15 protein-coding genes are annotated in these 18,081 nt (G+C 42.9%); 12 read left to right on the top strand and 3 right to left on the bottom strand.

Translation table 11 applies throughout. The features are described from left to right. Positions 1 to 2: 2 nt before the first annotated feature. A complete protein-coding gene (locus tag P0M28_RS26955; protein ID WP_302206606.1) occupies positions 3 to 1,130 on the top strand; it encodes a DmpA family aminopeptidase in 1,128 nt (375 codons plus the stop codon). Here P0M28_RS26955 and P0M28_RS26950 read toward each other — a convergent pair. Beyond that, complete coding sequence (locus P0M28_RS26950) at positions 1,127 to 1,513, bottom strand: hypothetical protein (protein WP_302206605.1); 387 nt, start codon at positions 1,511 to 1,513, stop codon at positions 1,127 to 1,129. The two genes, P0M28_RS26955 and P0M28_RS26950, sit on opposite strands and share 4 nt — an antisense overlap. Positions 1,514 to 1,917: 404 nt before the next feature. On the opposite strand from P0M28_RS26950, the gene panB reads away from it, so the two are divergent. From panB to P0M28_RS26935, 3 genes are all read left to right on the top strand, one after another. Continuing rightward, a complete protein-coding gene (gene panB / locus P0M28_RS26945) occupies positions 1,918 to 2,745 on the top strand; it encodes a 3-methyl-2-oxobutanoate hydroxymethyltransferase (RefSeq protein WP_302206604.1) in 828 nt (275 codons plus the stop codon). 181 nt (positions 2,746 to 2,926) lie between these two features. Then, on the top strand, positions 2,927 to 3,241 hold the full coding sequence (locus tag P0M28_RS26940) for a hypothetical protein (RefSeq protein ID WP_302206603.1): 315 nt from the start codon (positions 2,927 to 2,929) through the stop codon (positions 3,239 to 3,241). Between the two features lie 217 nt (positions 3,242 to 3,458). Next, on the top strand, positions 3,459 to 4,835 hold the full coding sequence (locus tag P0M28_RS26935) for a sigma-54-dependent transcriptional regulator (protein ID WP_302206602.1): 1,377 nt from the start codon (positions 3,459 to 3,461) through the stop codon (positions 4,833 to 4,835). Here P0M28_RS26935 and P0M28_RS26930 read toward each other — a convergent pair. Beyond that, the gene (locus P0M28_RS26930; protein ID WP_302206601.1) at positions 4,820 to 7,381 is read right to left on the bottom strand and encodes an ATP-binding protein; all 2,562 of its coding nucleotides are present in this window, start codon (positions 7,379 to 7,381) and stop codon (positions 4,820 to 4,822) included. The genes P0M28_RS26935 and P0M28_RS26930 overlap by 16 nt on opposite strands. A gap of 403 nt (positions 7,382 to 7,784) precedes the next feature. Here P0M28_RS26930 and P0M28_RS26925 point away from each other — a divergent pair, with 403 nt between their 5' ends. Further along, entirely contained in the window at positions 7,785 to 8,426 is a 642-nt protein-coding gene (locus P0M28_RS26925; RefSeq protein WP_302206600.1) for a carboxypeptidase-like regulatory domain-containing protein, read from the top strand. A 2-nt stretch (positions 8,427 to 8,428) separates the two neighbouring features. Here the strand turns inward: P0M28_RS26925 and crcB are convergent, their stop codons facing one another. Beyond that, entirely contained in the window at positions 8,429 to 8,803 is a 375-nt protein-coding gene (gene crcB, locus P0M28_RS26920; protein WP_302206599.1) for a fluoride efflux transporter CrcB, read from the bottom strand. A gap of 105 nt (positions 8,804 to 8,908) precedes the next feature. On the opposite strand from crcB, the gene P0M28_RS26915 reads away from it, so the two are divergent. The 7 genes from P0M28_RS26915 (at position 8,909) to P0M28_RS26890 (ending at position 18,011) form a co-directional block, all read left to right on the top strand. Further along, a complete protein-coding gene (locus P0M28_RS26915; protein WP_302206598.1) occupies positions 8,909 to 10,621 on the top strand; it encodes a M61 family metallopeptidase in 1,713 nt (570 codons plus the stop codon). Positions 10,622 to 10,712: 91 nt separating this feature from the next. Next, complete coding sequence (msrA, locus tag P0M28_RS26910; RefSeq protein WP_302206597.1) at positions 10,713 to 11,390, top strand: peptide-methionine (S)-S-oxide reductase MsrA; 678 nt, start codon at positions 10,713 to 10,715, stop codon at positions 11,388 to 11,390. Between the two features lie 65 nt (positions 11,391 to 11,455). Then, positions 11,456 to 12,460 carry a glycosyltransferase family 2 protein gene (locus P0M28_RS26905; RefSeq protein WP_302206596.1) on the top strand — a complete coding sequence of 335 codons (1,005 nt, stop codon included), beginning with the start codon at positions 11,456 to 11,458 and terminating at the stop codon, positions 12,458 to 12,460. A 101-nt stretch (positions 12,461 to 12,561) separates the two neighbouring features. Next, positions 12,562 to 14,205 carry an alkaline phosphatase D family protein gene (locus P0M28_RS26900; RefSeq protein WP_302206595.1) on the top strand — a complete coding sequence of 548 codons (1,644 nt, stop codon included), beginning with the start codon at positions 12,562 to 12,564 and terminating at the stop codon, positions 14,203 to 14,205. Between the two features lie 191 nt (positions 14,206 to 14,396). Then, positions 14,397 to 15,407, top strand: a complete 1,011-nt coding sequence (locus P0M28_RS31200) for a helix-turn-helix domain-containing protein (protein ID WP_367281885.1) — start codon at positions 14,397 to 14,399, stop codon at positions 15,405 to 15,407. A gap of 64 nt (positions 15,408 to 15,471) precedes the next feature. Beyond that, positions 15,472 to 16,905, top strand: a complete 1,434-nt coding sequence (locus P0M28_RS26895; protein ID WP_302206594.1) for a S41 family peptidase — start codon at positions 15,472 to 15,474, stop codon at positions 16,903 to 16,905. 326 nt (positions 16,906 to 17,231) lie between these two features. Beyond that, a complete protein-coding gene (locus P0M28_RS26890) occupies positions 17,232 to 18,011 on the top strand; it encodes an SDR family NAD(P)-dependent oxidoreductase (protein ID WP_302206593.1) in 780 nt (259 codons plus the stop codon). Positions 18,012 to 18,081 lie beyond the last annotated feature (70 nt).

The raw sequence follows: 18,081 nt of genomic DNA, 5'->3' as shown, positions 1-18,081 counted from the left end.
TTTTGCTCCGATTATCTTCCCTCATTCTTCTTTTCTTTCTTACGATCCATTACCTCGCTGCCCAGCGGATCTCGGTGCGAGAGATGGGACTTGAGATTGGCGTAGTACCTACCGGACCCAAAAATGCTATTATCGACGTAGCCGGAGTTGCAGTGGGGCATACCACACTTGTTGCGGGCGATAGCCTTCGCACAGGGGTTACCGCCATTTTACCTCACAACGGCAATCTGTTTCAGGAAAAAGTATCCGCAGCTATTTACGTAGGCAACGGCTTCGGAAAGCTGACGGGTGCCACTCAAGTAGAAGAACTAGGCAACTTAGAAACCCCGATTGTTCTAACCAATACGCTAAGTGTAGCTACCGCCGTGCAAGCGCTGACTACTTACACCTTACAGCAACCCGAAAATTCTGAAGTGCGATCGGTCAATGCAGTGGTGGGTGAAACGAACGATGGCTTTCTCAACGATATTCGAGGTAGACATGTCACAGAAAAAGATGTATTGGATGCTATTAGCCAAGCAACCTCAGACAGTGTTATTCAAGGAAATGTAGGAGCCGGCACTGGAACAGTTTGCTTTGGATTTAAAGGCGGCATTGGTACCTCCTCTCGTCAGCTACCTGACAAATTTGGGGGATACACCGTGGGGGTTTTGGTGCAGACTAATTTTGGTGGTGACTTTATGATTAAAGGTGTTCCGGTTGGTGCCACACTAAACCCCTACTGGAAAGAGCAGTTTCAGCAAAAATCGGATGGTTCGTGCATGATTGTGGTGGCTACCGATGCGCCGCTATCAGCCCGTAATCTGAAACGACTAGCCAAACGGGCAGTTTTTGGCTTAGCCCGTACCGGAGGGGTTGCTTCTAATGGCAGCGGCGATTATGTTATCGCGTTCTCTACCGCAAGCCGTATTGTACCATCGGATGTGCTGGTAGAAAAAAATGAAGTAGTGAAAAATGAAAATATGACCCCGCTATTCTGGGCGGCGATAGAAGCTACCGAAGAAGCAATCTTAAACTCAATATTCCTGGCCGAAACTATGTACGGACAACAAAACCATGTAATAAAAGCGTTACCACTTAATGAGGTAAAGTCTTTAATGAAAAAACACGGCTATTTGCCGTCAAACTAAAGAGCATCGCCCATTAGCATATTTACGAGGTCTAGTATTTTGCTTTGAGAAGCCTCAAATTTGGGCATCAGTTCATAATATTCTTGCTCTAATAGCATTTCGCCAGTTTCTTCCATGCACTCTTTCACAAAAATGGCGTACAATGCCAAACGCTTTACGTAACCGCTATTATCAAGAAAATAAGAACGAACCTGAGAGTTCACCTTAAACAGACTACTTTGGTCATTCAATAAATGCTTGTAAAAAGCCCATTGAAAACCATCACAGTGATCCACAAAGCAAAAATCAGTGAAAAATTTCTCTTGAGGCAACACATCTCTAAACTCCTTATAGAAACGCTCTGCAATCTCAGGCACTTTTAGTAATTCAGGATAACGAACCATACTCCTGCTTTTTAATTTATATAATGCAATATTATATAAAATATATACAAAAAACTATCACTTTATGTGAATCCTTCTACGGTATTTGATTCGTGTCAATAACGGTAGAAATTTGTAATAATTCGGACTAATGTCGAATATGTTACCTAAATATGAAAAATATCTTTTACCCAATTGATGCCTCTATTTCGCTGTAAGTGGTTTAATTATGGCTAAAATCCTACGTTTTTTGCAATTTGGGTTATCAATAATTGCTCTACACTTTGGTAATTAGCTGACATTTCTCAAATATTACATCAGCATGTCTTGCTTATTCTGGGGACTATTCTCCTGCTTAATGCGTCGATTGGCTAAAAAAATTAAGACATCATACTGTATTTACTTCAATTTAACCCCTATTGTTTATGTCTACTCAATCTAATTCATCAGCTAATATTAAGCGGATTACTACGCATCAGCTTTCAGCCATGAAGAATCGGGGAGAGAAAATAGCCATGCTTACGGCGTATGATTACTCAATGGCAACCTTAATTGACGGGGCTGGCATTGATATTATTTTGGTTGGAGATTCTGCATCAAACGTAATGGCAGGACACGAAACCACTTTACCCATTACCTTAGATCAGATGATTTATCACGCTAGCTCGGTAGTACGAGCTGTGAAGCGAGCCTTTGTGCTGGTAGACATTCCCTTCGGATATTATCAGGGTAATTCTTCGGAAGCACTTCGCTCCGCTATCCGTATTATGAAAGAATCAGGAGCACACGGGGTAAAAGTAGAAGGTGGGGAAGAAATTCAAGAATCGGTTAAAAGAATTATTAGTGCGGGTGTTCCGGTAATGGGGCATCTTGGGCTTACCCCCCAGTCAATCTATAAGTTCGGAACATACTCTGTGCGGGCAAAAGAACAGGAAGAAGCTGATAAACTGACGCAAGATGCCCTACTACTGCAAGAATGCGGCTGCTTTGGGGTATTGTTCGAGAAAATTCCGGCCGACTTAGCCGCAAAAATCACTAAGCAGTTATCAGTACCGACAATCGGCATTGGGGCCGGAGCCGGTACTGACGGACAAGTTTTAGTGATGCACGATATGTTGGGGGTTACCAAAGATTTCAATCCTCGCTTTTTACGTCGTTACGCTGATTTAGAATCAGTGGTTGACCAGGCGGTTAAAAACTACATTGCTGATGTAAAAGCGACGGACTTCCCCAACCAAGCAGAAAGCTACTGATTTACGTCTCAAACTGGGGATAACTTCCTCAGTTAGCGTACTTTTTCGCTAATACTTTATTCTCTAATTATGAGTAAACCCATTAATAAGCTTATTTAACCGCTACCCAGGGGATCATTTTCGTTTTGGCACAAAGTTTCTAGTAGGTGTGAGTAATTATCAACCTTAAATTTTTACCAAAATGAAGAAATTATTTTTTGCAATGTTTGCGGCTGCTTTCATGTTCAGCCTTTCAACTTTCGCTCAGGTGGAAGAGCAAACCCAACCGGAAGAAACAATCACTGCCTCTGCCGAAGCAGTAGAAATTGAATTTGATCAACTTCCCGACATGGTTAAAACCTCATTTGAAGGGTCTGACTACGCCATGTGGGATGTAACTTCGGTAAGACAGATGGTTTCTAACGAAGGTACCACTCAATACCAGATTACGGTATCAGATGGTACAAAAGAAGAGAGTGTTGTATACAATGATCAAGGCGAAGAAGTAGAACAATAAGTACTATTTTTTTCCTAAAGAAAGGCTCCTGATTCGATCAGGGGCTTTTTTTTTGGTAGTACGTACTCAAACTAAAATGACCTGATAAACGTTTCTCGGGAAATACTTAAGTTATCAGAAGTCATAAATAACTCCTTACTTTCCTCAAAGACTAACAATCAGTATATATATTTGTAAATTTATTAATAAATTAACGTAAGTAATTCATCCATAGCGAATGTCCCGAGTACTCATTATTGACGACGACCCCTCCTTTTGCACCCTTCTTCGCAACTTCCTGAAAAAAAACGATTACGAAACCCAAGAAGCTTACTCAGCGAAAGAAGGTATTCGGGCCGTGTATGATCACTCCTTTGATATTGTTTTGATTGATTATCGCCTGCCAGATATGGACGGCTTGGAGCTGCTAAAAAATATCAAAAAGCGATATTTACACCTTCCGGTCATTATTATGACCAATTACGCCAACATAAAAACGGCGGTTAAAGCCATGCAATTGGGCGCTTTTGAATACGTTACCAAACCAATTAATCCCGATGAGATTTTACTCTCTATGCGGGATGCGCTTGACAAAAAGGCTCCGGATACATCATCAGTTGCCCCTCAGCCTAAGCCATCAAGCCCCTCCCCTACACTACCCTTCGTGCAGGGAGTAAGCCCAAGCTCACAGGAGGTTAAAAAGCATATTGAGCTAGTAGCTCCTACCAATATTTCTGTAATCGTGTTAGGAGAAAGTGGTACTGGTAAAGAGTACGTATCTCGCCTCATTCATCAAAAGAGCCAGCGGAGCAAGAAACCGTTTGTGGCCGTAGACTGTGGCGCGTTGTCGGAGGAGCTAGCGGCTAGTGAGCTGTTTGGGCACCTAAAGGGATCGTTTACTGGAGCTTTACAAGATAAAGAAGGGCAGTTTCAGGCAGCTAACGGCGGCACTCTCTTTCTGGATGAAATCGGAAACCTTTCTTACGAAAATCAGATTAAGCTACTACGTGCTATTCAAGAGCGTACCATTCGGCAGGTAGGTAGCACCAAAGATATAAAAGTTGATGTCCGCCTCATTGTAGCTACCAACGAAAATCTGGAGAAGGCCGCTAAAGACGGGCACTTTCGGGAAGATTTGTTTCATCGCCTTAATGAGTTTCAGATTTCGGTACCTCCGTTACGAGAGCGGGTGCCGGATATTCCCTTATTTCTGGATCATTTTCTCCAACAATCTAATCAAGAGCTTAATAAAAATGTAAGCGGATTTACCTCAGAAGTGGTAGAAAAGCTGCAAGCCTACAGTTGGCCTGGTAATATTCGTGAGCTAAAGAATGTTATCCGGCGGGCTGTGCTACTCACTTCCGAAGACACTATTACTTCGGGCGTTCTACCTGCCGAAATTACTTCTCCCGCTACGGTATCGGCCACTTCAGAAACCTTATCAATTCCGAACCTTAACAATCCTGACTTAAAAGCCATACAAGAAAAAACGGAAAAAGCCCTAATTGAAGAGACCTTGGTTAAAGTGCGATATAATAAAACTCAAGCCGCTAAGGTGCTAAATATTGATCGTAAAACACTGTACAATAAGCTGAAACGCTATAATTTGGAATAGCTTCCCTCGCTATTGGCGTCTACCGCCGATGATTCTAGTAGCGCCACTTCATTTTGTACTGAGCCGATCAGTGCGTCGTTCATCACGATAGCTTTTTCCACGCCTTCGGCTAATGGATCGCTCCAGAGGCCGGAAGAAGCCGTACTCTCTAGGTACTTCAGTTGTTTGGTTAAATCGGCTACTTGGAGGAGCTCCACCTGCGATACTAGCTTATGAGCGTAAAAAGAAACTTGCTCGGCTGACTTTTCTTTTAGTGCGACCTGAAGCTGCTGACCAGCCTCCTGAGCGGTATCCATAAAAGTTTTGAGATAAGAAACCAATGCCTCGTTATCATCCCCGGTAAACTGACGAACGTTTTCCAGGGAAACAATCGCTACTCTTTGCTTCGGCGCAAGTTGTTCAGCTTGAGACTCCATAACCAGTTCAGTATCTAGTTCAACGAGGTACTTTTTTAGCAGTTGGTCTAATTGCCTCTGACTAAAAGGCTTCAACAAAAAATCTTGCACTCCGATCTGCTCATATTTCAGCTTCTCTTCCGCCTGGATATTCGCCGTAAAAGCAACAATAGGCGTGTCGTACGCTTCCACTAACGCATTTTCTTTTAGTGCTTGAATTACTTGAGCACCGTCCATTTCTGGCATATGCAAATCGCAGAAGATAATATCGAAAACCTTCTCTTCGGCTGCCAATACGGCTTCTTTACCTGAATAGCAACCAACTGATTGTATACCTCGGGCACTCAACGCTAGTTCTAGCAACGTAACATTTAACGGATGATCGTCTATTATCAATGCTTCACCACCCGAATACATCACATCGGGAGCGTCTGCTTCTTCCAAATTTTCTTCAACAAGAATAGCTGATTCTGAACGATACTGAATTGTAACCCGAAATATACTACCCGCTCCTTCATTACTTGCTACGGATAAACTTCCCCCCTGCCCTTCAATAATTTTCTTACAAATTGCCAACCCCAAACCCGTGCCACCGTATTTGCGCGTAGTTGATAGATCAGATTGATGAAAAGCATCAAAGATAGAGGCTTGTTTCTCTTCAGGAATTCCAATGCCAGTGTCGATCACCTCCAGTATTAACTGAGTTGTCTGAGCTGAGACTGGCTTGAGCTTCGCCATAATAAGTACTTCACCTTCGTGCGTAAATTTCAGGGCGTTTGATACCAAATTATACAGAACCTGTTTCAGGCGAAATGCATCACCCGCCACGTACTTATGCTCATCGCCCTTGATGCTGTAGCGCAAGTCTAACTGCTTCTCTTGCGCCATCAACTGTAGGTCGTGCTTTACCTCGCTAATCAATCGGACTACATCGAAGGGTTCGTGTTCGTAATTAATTTTACCAGCTTCAATTTTAGAAAAATCCAGAATATCATTTACCAGCGACATTAAATGTCGGGAAGAGCTATCCAGCGCACCCACGTACTTTTGTTGCTCAGCATCCAGTTGAGAAAACTTCAGTTGCTCCGTAAATCCTAGAATAGCGGTAAGCGGAGTACGGATTTCGTGACTCATATTGGCTAAAAAATCTTCTTTAACCCGAGCCAGCCGCTCCGCACCGGACTTAGCAACTAGTAACCTGTTTCGGTAAAACTCACTGCGGGTAATATCTGCCAAGATGAAATAAACAATTAGAATAGTACTTAAAAAAGCAACAATCAAAATAATGGCAATCCGAATGATAGCCTCGTCCATAGCAGCCCGAGCCTCTACTACCCGCTCCTGCGAACGGGCTTGTTCTTGCTCTTTTAGTTGCCCTACTAGCTGATAGATACTGCCCATCACTTGAGCGTTGTTTTGTAGATAAGTTAGCTCTTGCTGATCTATGCGTTGTTGCCGTTGTGCCTGATCATTACGCACCTGCCGTAGTAGCTGCCGAACCGAGTCTGGAGCTAGTGTAATTGGTTCATCTTCTTGTTCAGCAGTAGCAAAGGGCTGTTCTTCCTTGTCTCTTGAAAACAGGCGACCAAGTATTGTTTTTTTATCTATCCGAATATCAATATTCTGCCGAGCAGTATCCTCCAGAAAGTGAGGTGCGTTACGCTGAGACGCTATCGTAGATACTTCACTTTCCAGCTCAGATAAAGCCTGATTATAGAAATCGAAATCACCTCGTTGTTCCTCAATTTCCCGAAAAGCATCTAAACTCACTAGTTTATCCAAGATCAAGTTTACCACCGAATCTAGCGTATATTCTTCTTTTTCGGTTTCACTTTCCAGCGAGCCAATAATTCTCTCTACTTCCTTTACCTGATCGTAATAAACTTCTAGCTTATCAGACGCTTCTTTTTGTTTATTAGACGAACGAAGTACCGAATACTCCTGAAGCGTGTTCTCGGTGGTGGTAACCGCCATAAGAATGCTATCAATCCGCTTGATTTTCAGATCAGGCTGGGAAATGGTTTGGGAAGCCTGTTGTAGCTCAGAAAAACTTTCGTAGGAAATGTAAGCCGCTATAAGTAATGCCGAAAAAACCAGTATAAACCCGATTACTACCTTCGACCGTAGGGCTGATGACCTTTTAGAAACCATTAGACTAATTTAACAATTCACTGAGAAAAATACGTACCAGTAAAGAAAACAGTTCGGTTTGGGAAGGTTGCTGGGTAAGGTTGAGGAATAATTCCCCACTTTGAGCAAGCATTGTTGCGAATTCCTACGGAATTTTATATTCCATAATTGCTACTTTTCACCTAAAAAACTGATTAACAGAACATTACGAAATCACCCCAGAGTTGGCACTTTTTTTCTTACTAGTCTAAGTGCAAGTACAACCTTACTTGAAACAATAAGCGACACCATTCAGATTATCCTTCTGGATAAGGATAATTTGTCTTGAATTTCACCCTTAACTTAATACTTCTTAAAGATCAGCCCTAGAAATTATTTTTTAGGGTTGATTTTTTTATTTTGGGTGATATTACCAACCTAGCGTATGATTCGTCCACTAATTTTTTTAGTATTTGCCTGCTCAGGGATTCTTAGTGCCGTTGCCCAGAACCCTACTGACCCAGCTAACAAGCATCTTATTACTATTAGCGGGGTAGTTTTTTCAATGGATAGCATCACTGCTTTACCGTACGTTACTGTTTACGATAATCAGCTCTCCGAAGGCACCATCAGCGACAGTGTGGGATACTTCAGCCTTAACGTTTACCCCGAAGATACTATTGTTTTTTCTAGTGTAGGTTACAAAACTGCCGAATTTGTGGTACCTGACTATCTCGCCGGAGATCAATATTCTATTGTGCAGGGATTAGTACGGGACACCGTTATTCTCGAAGAAGTCTTGGTCTATTCGTTGCCTACCACCAGTAAGTTTATGGAATCATTCAGTGATCGTCAATTAGATTTTGAGAAGAGAACGGAAAGTATGCAGACTGAGCTAAAATCTATTTTAGAAGAAGATATTATCTTGGGTAAGTATCAGCCCCAAAGCCCCAACGATGGCATCACTCGAATGTACAATGCCGAATGGGGACTAGTGCCTCCCAACAATTTTTTAAACCCCATGCGTTGGTCGCAGTTTGTGAAAGACCTACGCCGACATAATACTAGAGATCAGAAAAAACGCTAAGGCTAGTTTAACCGAAGAATCGTAATTCCACCCCAGGTGGCCATTATTCCGAGCGTTACACTTCCAAGAATGTAGAGCCCCCAAAGACCTATTTTTCCACCTTCTAGTAAAACCAATGCTTCGTAAGAGAACGACGAAAAGGTAGTGAAGCCACCACAGAACCCAGCAATCCATAACCGGCTATGGGTGTCAGTCAAATAACCCTTGAGCCACGCGCCAAACAGCAGACCAATCAAAAAGCACCCAACGATATTCACGAGAAATGTACCGATCGGGAACGAGCTATTCCAGAAACGGTTCACTCCCAGCCCCACTCCGTAGCGGGCAATACTCCCCAGAAATCCACCAATACCTACCCAAAGAAAATCCCAGTTCATAATTACTCTTTAAAATTCAAAAGTAGCAAAAAATGTCCGGTGTCCGGAATTACCTACCTTTATATAATCCTCAAACACTGAATCCCTAAAAACACTTTACTATCTATGATTACTTGTACCGTATCTTACCAAAGGCCCCATCAGCACTGGCTTGATTTTGAACTTACGTTCCCTAATCTGGATCAAAGTAAAACCTATTTGCAGCTACCGACTTGGCGTCCAGGTCGCTACGAGCTGGGTAATTTTGCCAAGAACGTTCAGAAATTTGTAGTCACCGATATTGATGGGCAGCCTCTCGCTTTTCGCAAAGTGACTAAAGACCGCTGGGAAGTGGATACTGAAGGGGTTGAAGGTATGTACGTGAAATATAACTATTATGCGGCTGAAATGAACGCGGGTAGTACTTACCTGGATGATGAGCAATTGTACATCAACTTCGTGAATTGCCTACTTTATGCCGAAGGGCAATTAGATGAAGCCTACCAAATCAAGCTGCAAGTGCCAACGGACTATCAAGTAGCTTGCGGACTCAAAAAGTTAGGTACGCATACGTTAGAGGCTCCTAGCTTTTATCATACGGTAGAAAGCCCGCTGATTGCCAGTCCTACCCTTACCCATTGGGAGTATGAAGTGGAAGGTCATCGTTTTCACCTATGGTTTCAGGGGCAGTGTTTGCTAGACAAAGAACAAACGATCAACCGCTTTCGGGCATTTACTCGAGAACAAATACAAACGATGGGTAATTTCCCGGCTGACGATTACCACTTTCTGTATCAATTTTTGCCTTATCGGGCGTACCACGGAGTAGAGCACTTTAACTCTACAGTCATTGCTTTAGGGCCTAGCGAAAGTATTGTTGAGAACAGTGCAATCTATGCTGACTTTTTAGGAGTAAGTTCCCACGAGCTATTTCATACTTGGAATATCATCCGTATTCGCCCTAAGGAGATGTGCCCGTACGATTACACTCAGGAGAATTACTTTCCCACTGGGTTTATTGCTGAGGGCGTGACTACCTACTACGGTGACTTGTTTCTAGTACGAAGCGGAGTAATCACGAAGCAGGAATACTTTTTGGAATTGAACAAACTCTTCAAACGTCACTTTGAGAATTATGGCCGCTTCAATCATTCGCTGGTCGAATCTTCCTTTGATTTGTGGCTAGATGGCTATAGTGCCGGAATCCCGCACCGCAAGGTTTCCATTTACGTGAAAGGAGCACTGGTTAGCCTGGTATTAGATTTAACGCTGAGAGATTGTACCGAGCAGGAACAGTCGTTGGATACATTTATGCGCTACCTCTGGGATTACTTCGGCAAGCAGGCATGTGGTTACTCTCTATCTGATGTAGAAAAATTGGTAGATGACCTTTCGGGCAGCCAGATTGACGACTATTTTGAGCGGTTTATCTACGGCAAAGAGCCGCTGGAAATTACGCTTAACCAATTGCTGTACAAGGTTGGCTGTCGGCTAGACATTGCTGAAAATGCGCTACACTCCGAAGGCATCTTTGGCTTTCGAGCCAACCAGATAGACAACAAGTGGCTAGTGCAACGCATTGAACCCAATTCCGTGGCTGACGATCACTTGACGCTTCGCGATGAGCTGCTGGCTATTAATGGAACTCAAGTACAGGATAGCGTGGAAGAATTACTGGCGGGACACCAAACCGCAGAGTTGACCATTGTCCGCAACCACCAAACCCGAGTAGTAGCGCTAGCTGCTCAAGAAGATCGCTACTTCAACGTGTATACCATCGCCCAGCGGAACGATGCCACTGATGAAGAGAAGCAAGCTTTTGAACGTTGGCTACATTGAAAACTTTGCTTCATCAGTATCGTTAGGTAGAGAGTTAATCTTTATTTATGATAAGGATTGCTAATTATCTAATGAGACGAAAATTGACGTAATGAACAAGAACGCAATATTTATTTTATTCTTTGCCCTCATAGCGGTGTATTGTACTGCACCGGCTACAGGTAATGAATCTACCGAATCGCTAACTGTTTCTCCGGCTTCGCTCACTGAGACAGAAAAAGCAAAATTAGATACCGCTACCTTTGCCGGAGGATGCTTTTGGTGTACTGAAGCCGTTTTTGAACGAGTAAAGGGAGTGAAAAGCGTAGTATCTGGTTACACCGGAGGCTCTCAGCAAAACCCTACCTACAAGCAAGTGAGTAACGGACGTACCGATCATGCTGAAGGGGTGCAGATCTACTACGACCCCGAAGTGATTACCTACCAGCAGCTCCTGGAAGTATTCTTCGGAACAATGGATCCCACGCAGCTAAATCGGCAGGGACCCGATGTGGGCGAACAGTACCGATCGGCGGTTTTCTACCACGATTCTGAGCAGCAGAGCTTAGCGCAAGAGTACATGAAGAAGTTGGATAAATCAGGCAAATACGATAAGCCAATCGTTACTCAGCTAGTAGCTTACGACAAGTTTTGGCTAGCAGAAGATTACCACCAAGATTACTACGAGCTAAATCCGGGTAATCCATACATTCAGTCTGTGGCGAAGCCTAAGGTGAAGAAATTAAAGAAAAACTACGCTGCCTTACTAAAAGATGGTGTGAGCAGTTAACCAATTCTTAGCTAGTAAAAATATTTTGAGACGTTGCTACTTTTGAGTAACGTCTTTTTTCATTTATGACGACGCCCCAGGTTTCGGTTGTCCTTCCCTTCTGCAATGCTGAACGGACATTGGTTCGAGCTATTGAGAGCATTATTCAGCAAACCTATATCCATTGGGAGCTAATCTTAATTGACAATTTATCTACTGATGGTAGTTCTCAAATTGCCAATCACTACACACTGCAAGATGCGCGTATTCGCTTAATTCAGGAGAAACAGCCAGGAGTAACCTTTGCGTTCAACGCGGGTCTAGCCTTTGCCAAGGGCAAATACATTGCCCGGATGGATGCCGATGATTACAGCCACCCGCACCGGCTAGAACAGCAGGTTCACCACTTAGAAAACCATCCCAACGTAGATGCAATTAGCGGAGTGGTGGCTTACCAAGCCAACAATCCGCAGGTGGGTATGCAGCACTACGTAGACTGGACGAATACACTTACTACCCCAGATCAAATTGCTAATAATCGGTTTGTAGAATTGCCCACAATTAATCCTACTCTCGTATTTCGTCACCGTAGTTTAGAAAAATACGGCAGCTACCAGAATGGCCACTTTCCGGAAGACTACGAGCTAGTATTACGCTGGCTACAGCAGGGAGCTACTTTTTCTAAGATAAGCAACACTGTACTGGATTGGCACGATAGCCCGGATAGGCTCACCCGAACCGATTCCCGCTATTCTACCGATGCATTTTATCAGGTTAAAACGAAGCACTTAGCCGAATGGCTTTGCCAAAATAACCCTTTCTACCCCGCTGTAGTCATTTGGGGTGGTGGTCGGAAAACTCGGCAGCGCGTAAAGCTACTAGAAGAATGCGGCATAACAGTTACCGCCTACATCGACATTATTCCCAACAAAGTCCAAGAAAAGCCTTGTATCTACTTTAAAGATGTGGCCCCACCAGGCCAGTACTTTATTTTGTCTTACGTTGGTAATCGGGGAAAGCGAGAAGAAATTAGGCAATTTTTGGCAGGAAGAGGCTATCAAGAAGCAGTTCATTTTCTACTGATTGCTTAACCCGTTATGACCCTGTAGAATCTAAGCCCCTGCTAACATATTTTATTGGGAAATATCGAATTGAGTTGTACTTTGCAATCTTACAAAACCATCTTTCTGCCATGCAAAACAGCCTAAAACTACTCGCCTTATTTCTTTTGATACTAACCGGATGCACAGGTAATCAAGCCGACGAAACGGCAGCCACCGATATGCAACCACCCGTGGTAGCCCCCTTTGACGAACTGGATACGCTAGCCGTAAACGACTGGTGGAACCGGGCTGACAATCCCATTATTAATATGAAAGTAGACCGCAGTGAGGTAGTTTGTTTTGGTATGTACACGGTAGCGAATAATACCCTAAAACTCAGTGCTCAACTGTACCCACTGTACCCCGACGAAACCCGAGAAGTGCGATTAGAAGTGCAGAAAGATGGCACGTGGCAAGAGATTCAAAGCCAGGAAGTAAATGATTTAGGCTGGTCAGCCCTGTTTCGGGTGGAAAACTGGGATGTGACCCAAGATGTTCCCTACCGATTGCTGCACGGCGAGACAGCTTCTTTTGAAGGCTTGGTTCGGAAAGACCCCAAAGATGAAAGTGAAATTAAGCTAGCCGCTTTTTCGTGTAACTCCAATAAAGACCGAGGATTGCGCGAGCAGTACGTTCGTAACGTAGACCACCACGATCCGGACTTACTCTTCTTCGCCGGCGATCAATCCTACGACCACACCGAACATACCGCTGCCTGGCTAAAATTCGGCTTGCAATTCCGCGATTTGTTTCGCGACCGCCCTTGCATTAGCATTCCCGACGATCACGATATTGGACAGGGCAACCTGTGGGGCGAAAGCGGTAAGGTATCGCAAACCAAAGTGGCCGATGACGGGGGTTACAAGTACCACCCTGAGTACGTGAAAATGGTAGAACGCGCCCAGACTGCCCACCTACCCGATCCCTACGACCCCACCCCGGTTCAGCAAGGTATTGGCGTGTACTACACCAATCTGATTTGGGGCGATGTGGATTTTGCCATTATTGAAGACCGTAAGTTTAAAAGTGGCCCCGCCGGAAAGATTCCCCAGCAAGGCCCTCGCCCTGACCATATCAATAATCCCGACTACGATCCGGCTTCTATTGATCTGGAAGGGTTAGTTTTGCTAGGCGAGCGACAACTTAATTTTTTAGATAATTGGGCTACTCAGCAAGACGGAGTAGCCATGAAAGCTGTGCTATCGCAAACCGGGTTCTGCGGTGGCGCACATCTGCACGGTAACAAAGAGAACCGCTTGCACGCCGACCTGGATTCTAACGGCTGGCCCCAAACCGGACGGGACAAGGCAGTAGAACTTATCGATAAAGCTGGGGCAGTGCATATTGCCGGCGACCAGCACTTGGCTACGGTTATTCAGCACGGAACCGATGAGTTTCGGGATGGCTCCTGGGCTTTTGTGGTTCCGGCAATTGTTAATGATTACTACAGCCGTTGGTGGTGGCCCAAAGATGAAGAACCCGGAGCGAACCATGACCCGAACAATCCCCTACCCTGGACAGGCGATTACTTGGATGGCTTTAATAATAAAATCACGATGAAAGCCTACGTGAACCCTGAGAGTACTTCCAGCGGTTCGGGCTACGGCCTCATTCGCTTTAATAAGCCCACCAACGAAGTCACCTTTGAGTGCTGGCCCCGCGACGTAGATGTAACCACCGAAAGTGCCGAGCAATTCGCTGGCTGGCCCATTACCGTAGCGTTGAACGATTAAGTAGTACCGAGTAAACCGATAATATAGAGAGTAGTGGTAAAGGATATATTGCTGTTATCAATGGGCTATGGGTTATGGGTTATGGGTTATGGGTTATGGATTATAGAGAATAAGTAAAACCAAAAAAGAACTAGCTATTGAAAGTTGATTGGCAAATCTTATACCTAATAATTGGCCTATTTCAGGGGCTTATGATTGTCATAGTTTCCCTCTTGCAGAAAAAGTCAAAATCTTCCCGACTATTTGCATTCACAATTTCCATACTAAGCATATTACTGCTTAATAATATTATCTTTTTTGGTTCATTCAAAACAGATAATATAAGGATTACAGACTTTGTGATTCCTGAACCTGTTTTACTGCTAGGCCCTTTGATCTACTTCTATTGCAACAGCTTACTCGAAGAAAATTTCCGCATGAGAAAATCAGGTTATTGGCACTTTCTACCAGGTATTTTTGACTTATTTTCTCCCATATACTCACTTATAGTTTTAGCAACCTCATCCGATCAAACCAATCATTACAAATTTCTCAACACATATGACGATTATATTGTAATTCCACAATTTATATCACTTACTTTCTATCTGGTTATAACATGGCAATACCTACTGAATAACAAGCCTCTGGCGGATTCTAAAACTTTCAAATGGGCTCGGGATTTCGTTTTTGGTGTTAGTATTGTCAATATAATCTGGTTTCCATTCCTTCTGCTATATATTTCGGAATACCAGGGACTATTACTGAACTGGATTTATTTTCATCCGATTTTTTATGCCATCAGTAGCTTCTTTTACTTTCTGAGCTATCGTATCCTAAAAGATGGCTTGTCATTCCGACCAAACCTTATTACCAAAGACGAACTAGACAACGTGTTAGAAAAAATTCAAGCGGTCATTGTTAAAGACAAAATATACCGAAATCCGGAACTGACTCTTAAACAACTGAGTACTGAGACTAACATCTCAGCAAAAATACTGTCGTTCATTTTTAAGCATTACTACAAGAAGGGATTCAACCAATACATAAATCAATTCCGGATACAAGAGGCTTTTCTTAAACTTGAGAATGATAGTTCAAAAAAGTTTAGCATCGAGGGCATTGCATTAGACGTCGGGTTTTCATCTCGGTCTACATTTTACCGATCATTTAGGCAAGTGACTGGCAAATCTCCCAATGAAATTTTAAAGGGATACGATTAGTTGTCTCAAATCGGGATTTGCAACACTTTTGTTTAAAAATATCACGAGCATTGAAGGAAAAACAATGAAATACCTTTTGATCTCGATCACAATATGGCTGTCACTTCCTTCTCTCTCACAACCTAACAAAGTTTTCTCACCTGATGAATTAAGAGAGGATTTCAAAATAATGATTGGAAGTCTCCGAGACTTTCACCCCGGACTTTATTGGTATAGACCAAAGCGAGAGATCGATAACGCCTTTGAAACCGCATACGCAAAGCTGAACCACTCGATGGATGAACATGAATATTTGAGGATTCTGGGTTCAGTAATTTCTAAAATTGGATGTAGTCACACTCAGTTGCGGTTGTCAGATTCAACTTATCAAACATATAAGGAGGAGAATAACTACTTCCCATTATCAGTCATAGCACTTGACAATAAGCTCTACGCGACCCAAAGTGTAGAGAACTCGATTGATGCTGGAAATGAAATTCTCAGCATCAACGATCTTAGCACCGATTCGTTAATTCAGATTTTTGAAGAATCGCATTGGACAGAGGGGCTTCATCCCGTGATGTTTAATGAGATTAGCCGCTATTTCAAACATTATTCCTATCCCATTTTTATAGGGAATGCCGAACTGTACATCATTGAATACATTGATAGTGAGGGCAATAGAAGAAAGTCTGGGCTAGAAAAAGACCTAAAAAAGTTTTCGTCACCCATAGTAGATTATACTTTTTCAGATAACCTTACTCTGTCATTTCATTCAGCGAATGAGGTGTCTGCGGCAATCCTAGATGTTAACGTTTTTTTTGACTGGAAGAAAGATGGCAAGAAGTACAAGTTCTCAAAGAAATTACGTTCAGCCTTTAAACAGATCGATTCTTCTGGTGTGAATAACTTGATTATCGACCTCCGAGATAATGGCGGTGGGCGAGCACCTTATGAATTATTTTCATATCTCTATGACAGTAATTTTACATTCTTTAATCGTATGGAATTTATTTTGGATACAGAGTCTGTCTACGCTAAATACTGTGATCCAAAGCTTTCCAAACTTTGGATTAGCGGTCAAGCAAAAAAATCAAATCAAATAAATGACTCTACGTATCAACTCCAAAATGAACCTATGCTCAAAGAGCAAAAGCCTTCAAAGCCTCAGTTTCTTGGGAACGTATATGTTTTGATCAACGGAGGATGCTTCTCAGCTACTTCTGACTTAGCGGCACTCATAAAGTCACATAAATTAGCAACATTCTTTGGAACAGAAACAGGTGGTAGTTATTATGGAAACACGAGTATGGAAGATGCCTGGGTAACGCTGCCGAACTCGAAGGTGAGGGTTAAAATACCGTTAGTGAGACACTTTTTATCGGTGGAACCTATGATTCCGTTAGGAAGAGGTGTCATTCCAGATTATAAAGTGGAGCAATCTATAACTGATTTGAAGAATGGAGTAGATACTCAAATGGAGTTTGTATTTACCCTTCTTAAAGAAAAATCCCCATGACAAAACTATCATCCATAAGCCTTCGCAGCTCGGCTAGCTTAGCTATTTACAAAGACTGATGCAATTGGAGAAAATTTTGTAAAAGTGGCAGTTTATGAGGCTTTTATAAAATAGTAAGACAAATACCAACTCGCCAGCCAGAGCGCATTGGTAAAAGTCAACGTGAAGAAGGTATTAAAAAACAGCAAATGACTTCCAGTAGAAATACTCATAATGTTTCTGTATTCACCCAAACTATCACGCTTCTTTCGCATATCTAACAATCTGTTACGCGCATCAGTTTTAGTTTTTGATACTTCAATTAGCAAACCACAAAACTCTATACGATGCGTAAAACAGCGTTAATTACCGGAGCAAGTAGCGGAATTGGTCAAGAACTTGCCTATATCCACGCACAAAAAGGGGGCGATTTGGTGATCGTAGCCCGCAGTGAGGATAAACTCCAGCACTTGAAAGAAAAATTGGAGCAACAGCATTCAATTTCGGTAAAGGTTATTGTGAAAGATTTAGCGCAGGCAAATGCCGCTCAAGAAGTGTACGATGAAGTGGTAAATTCGGGAATTCTGGTAGATTATTTGGTCAATAATGCTGGTTTTGGGCAAGTAGGAAAGTTCTACGAGTTACCTTGGGATCGTCAGGGAGCCATGATTCAGCTGAACATTGTAGCCCTTACGCAACTGACCCATTTGTTTCTGCCTAATTTTACTCAACGCAATAGCGGAAAGATTTTGAACGTTTCATCTACGGCTAGCTTACTACCTGGTCCACTGCAAGCGGTGTACTTTGCTACTAAAGCCTACGTAACTTCGCTCAGTAATGCGCTAGCCGAAGAGCTTAGTAATACCAATGTAACCGTAACCAACCTAATGCCGGGTGCTACTGAAACAGACTTTGGATCTACTTCGGGTATGGATAAAACGGCCTTATTCGCCAATGCAGCCAGTGCTAAAACAGTGGCCCAAGAGGGTTATCAGGGAATGCTAGATGGTAAATTGGACGTGATGTCGGGATTAAATACTTCACAGAAAATAATGATGTCGTTAGTGCCACTAACCCCAAAAAAGATCCTTTTAAAGCAAGTCCATCAAATGCAAGAAGTCCAATGACACTGGTCGTAATGATTGTAACCAGAGAAGTTAGCTTGAAGGATCAATCCAATAAATGATCAGTCTAAAA

Origin of the sequence: Tunicatimonas pelagia (assembly GCF_030506325.1) — a bacterium.
Classification (GTDB): Bacteria; Bacteroidota; Bacteroidia; order Cytophagales; family Cyclobacteriaceae; genus Tunicatimonas; species Tunicatimonas pelagia.
The sequence above is the reverse complement of the archived record's forward strand: the minus strand, read 5'-3'. Positions and strand labels throughout refer to the sequence as shown.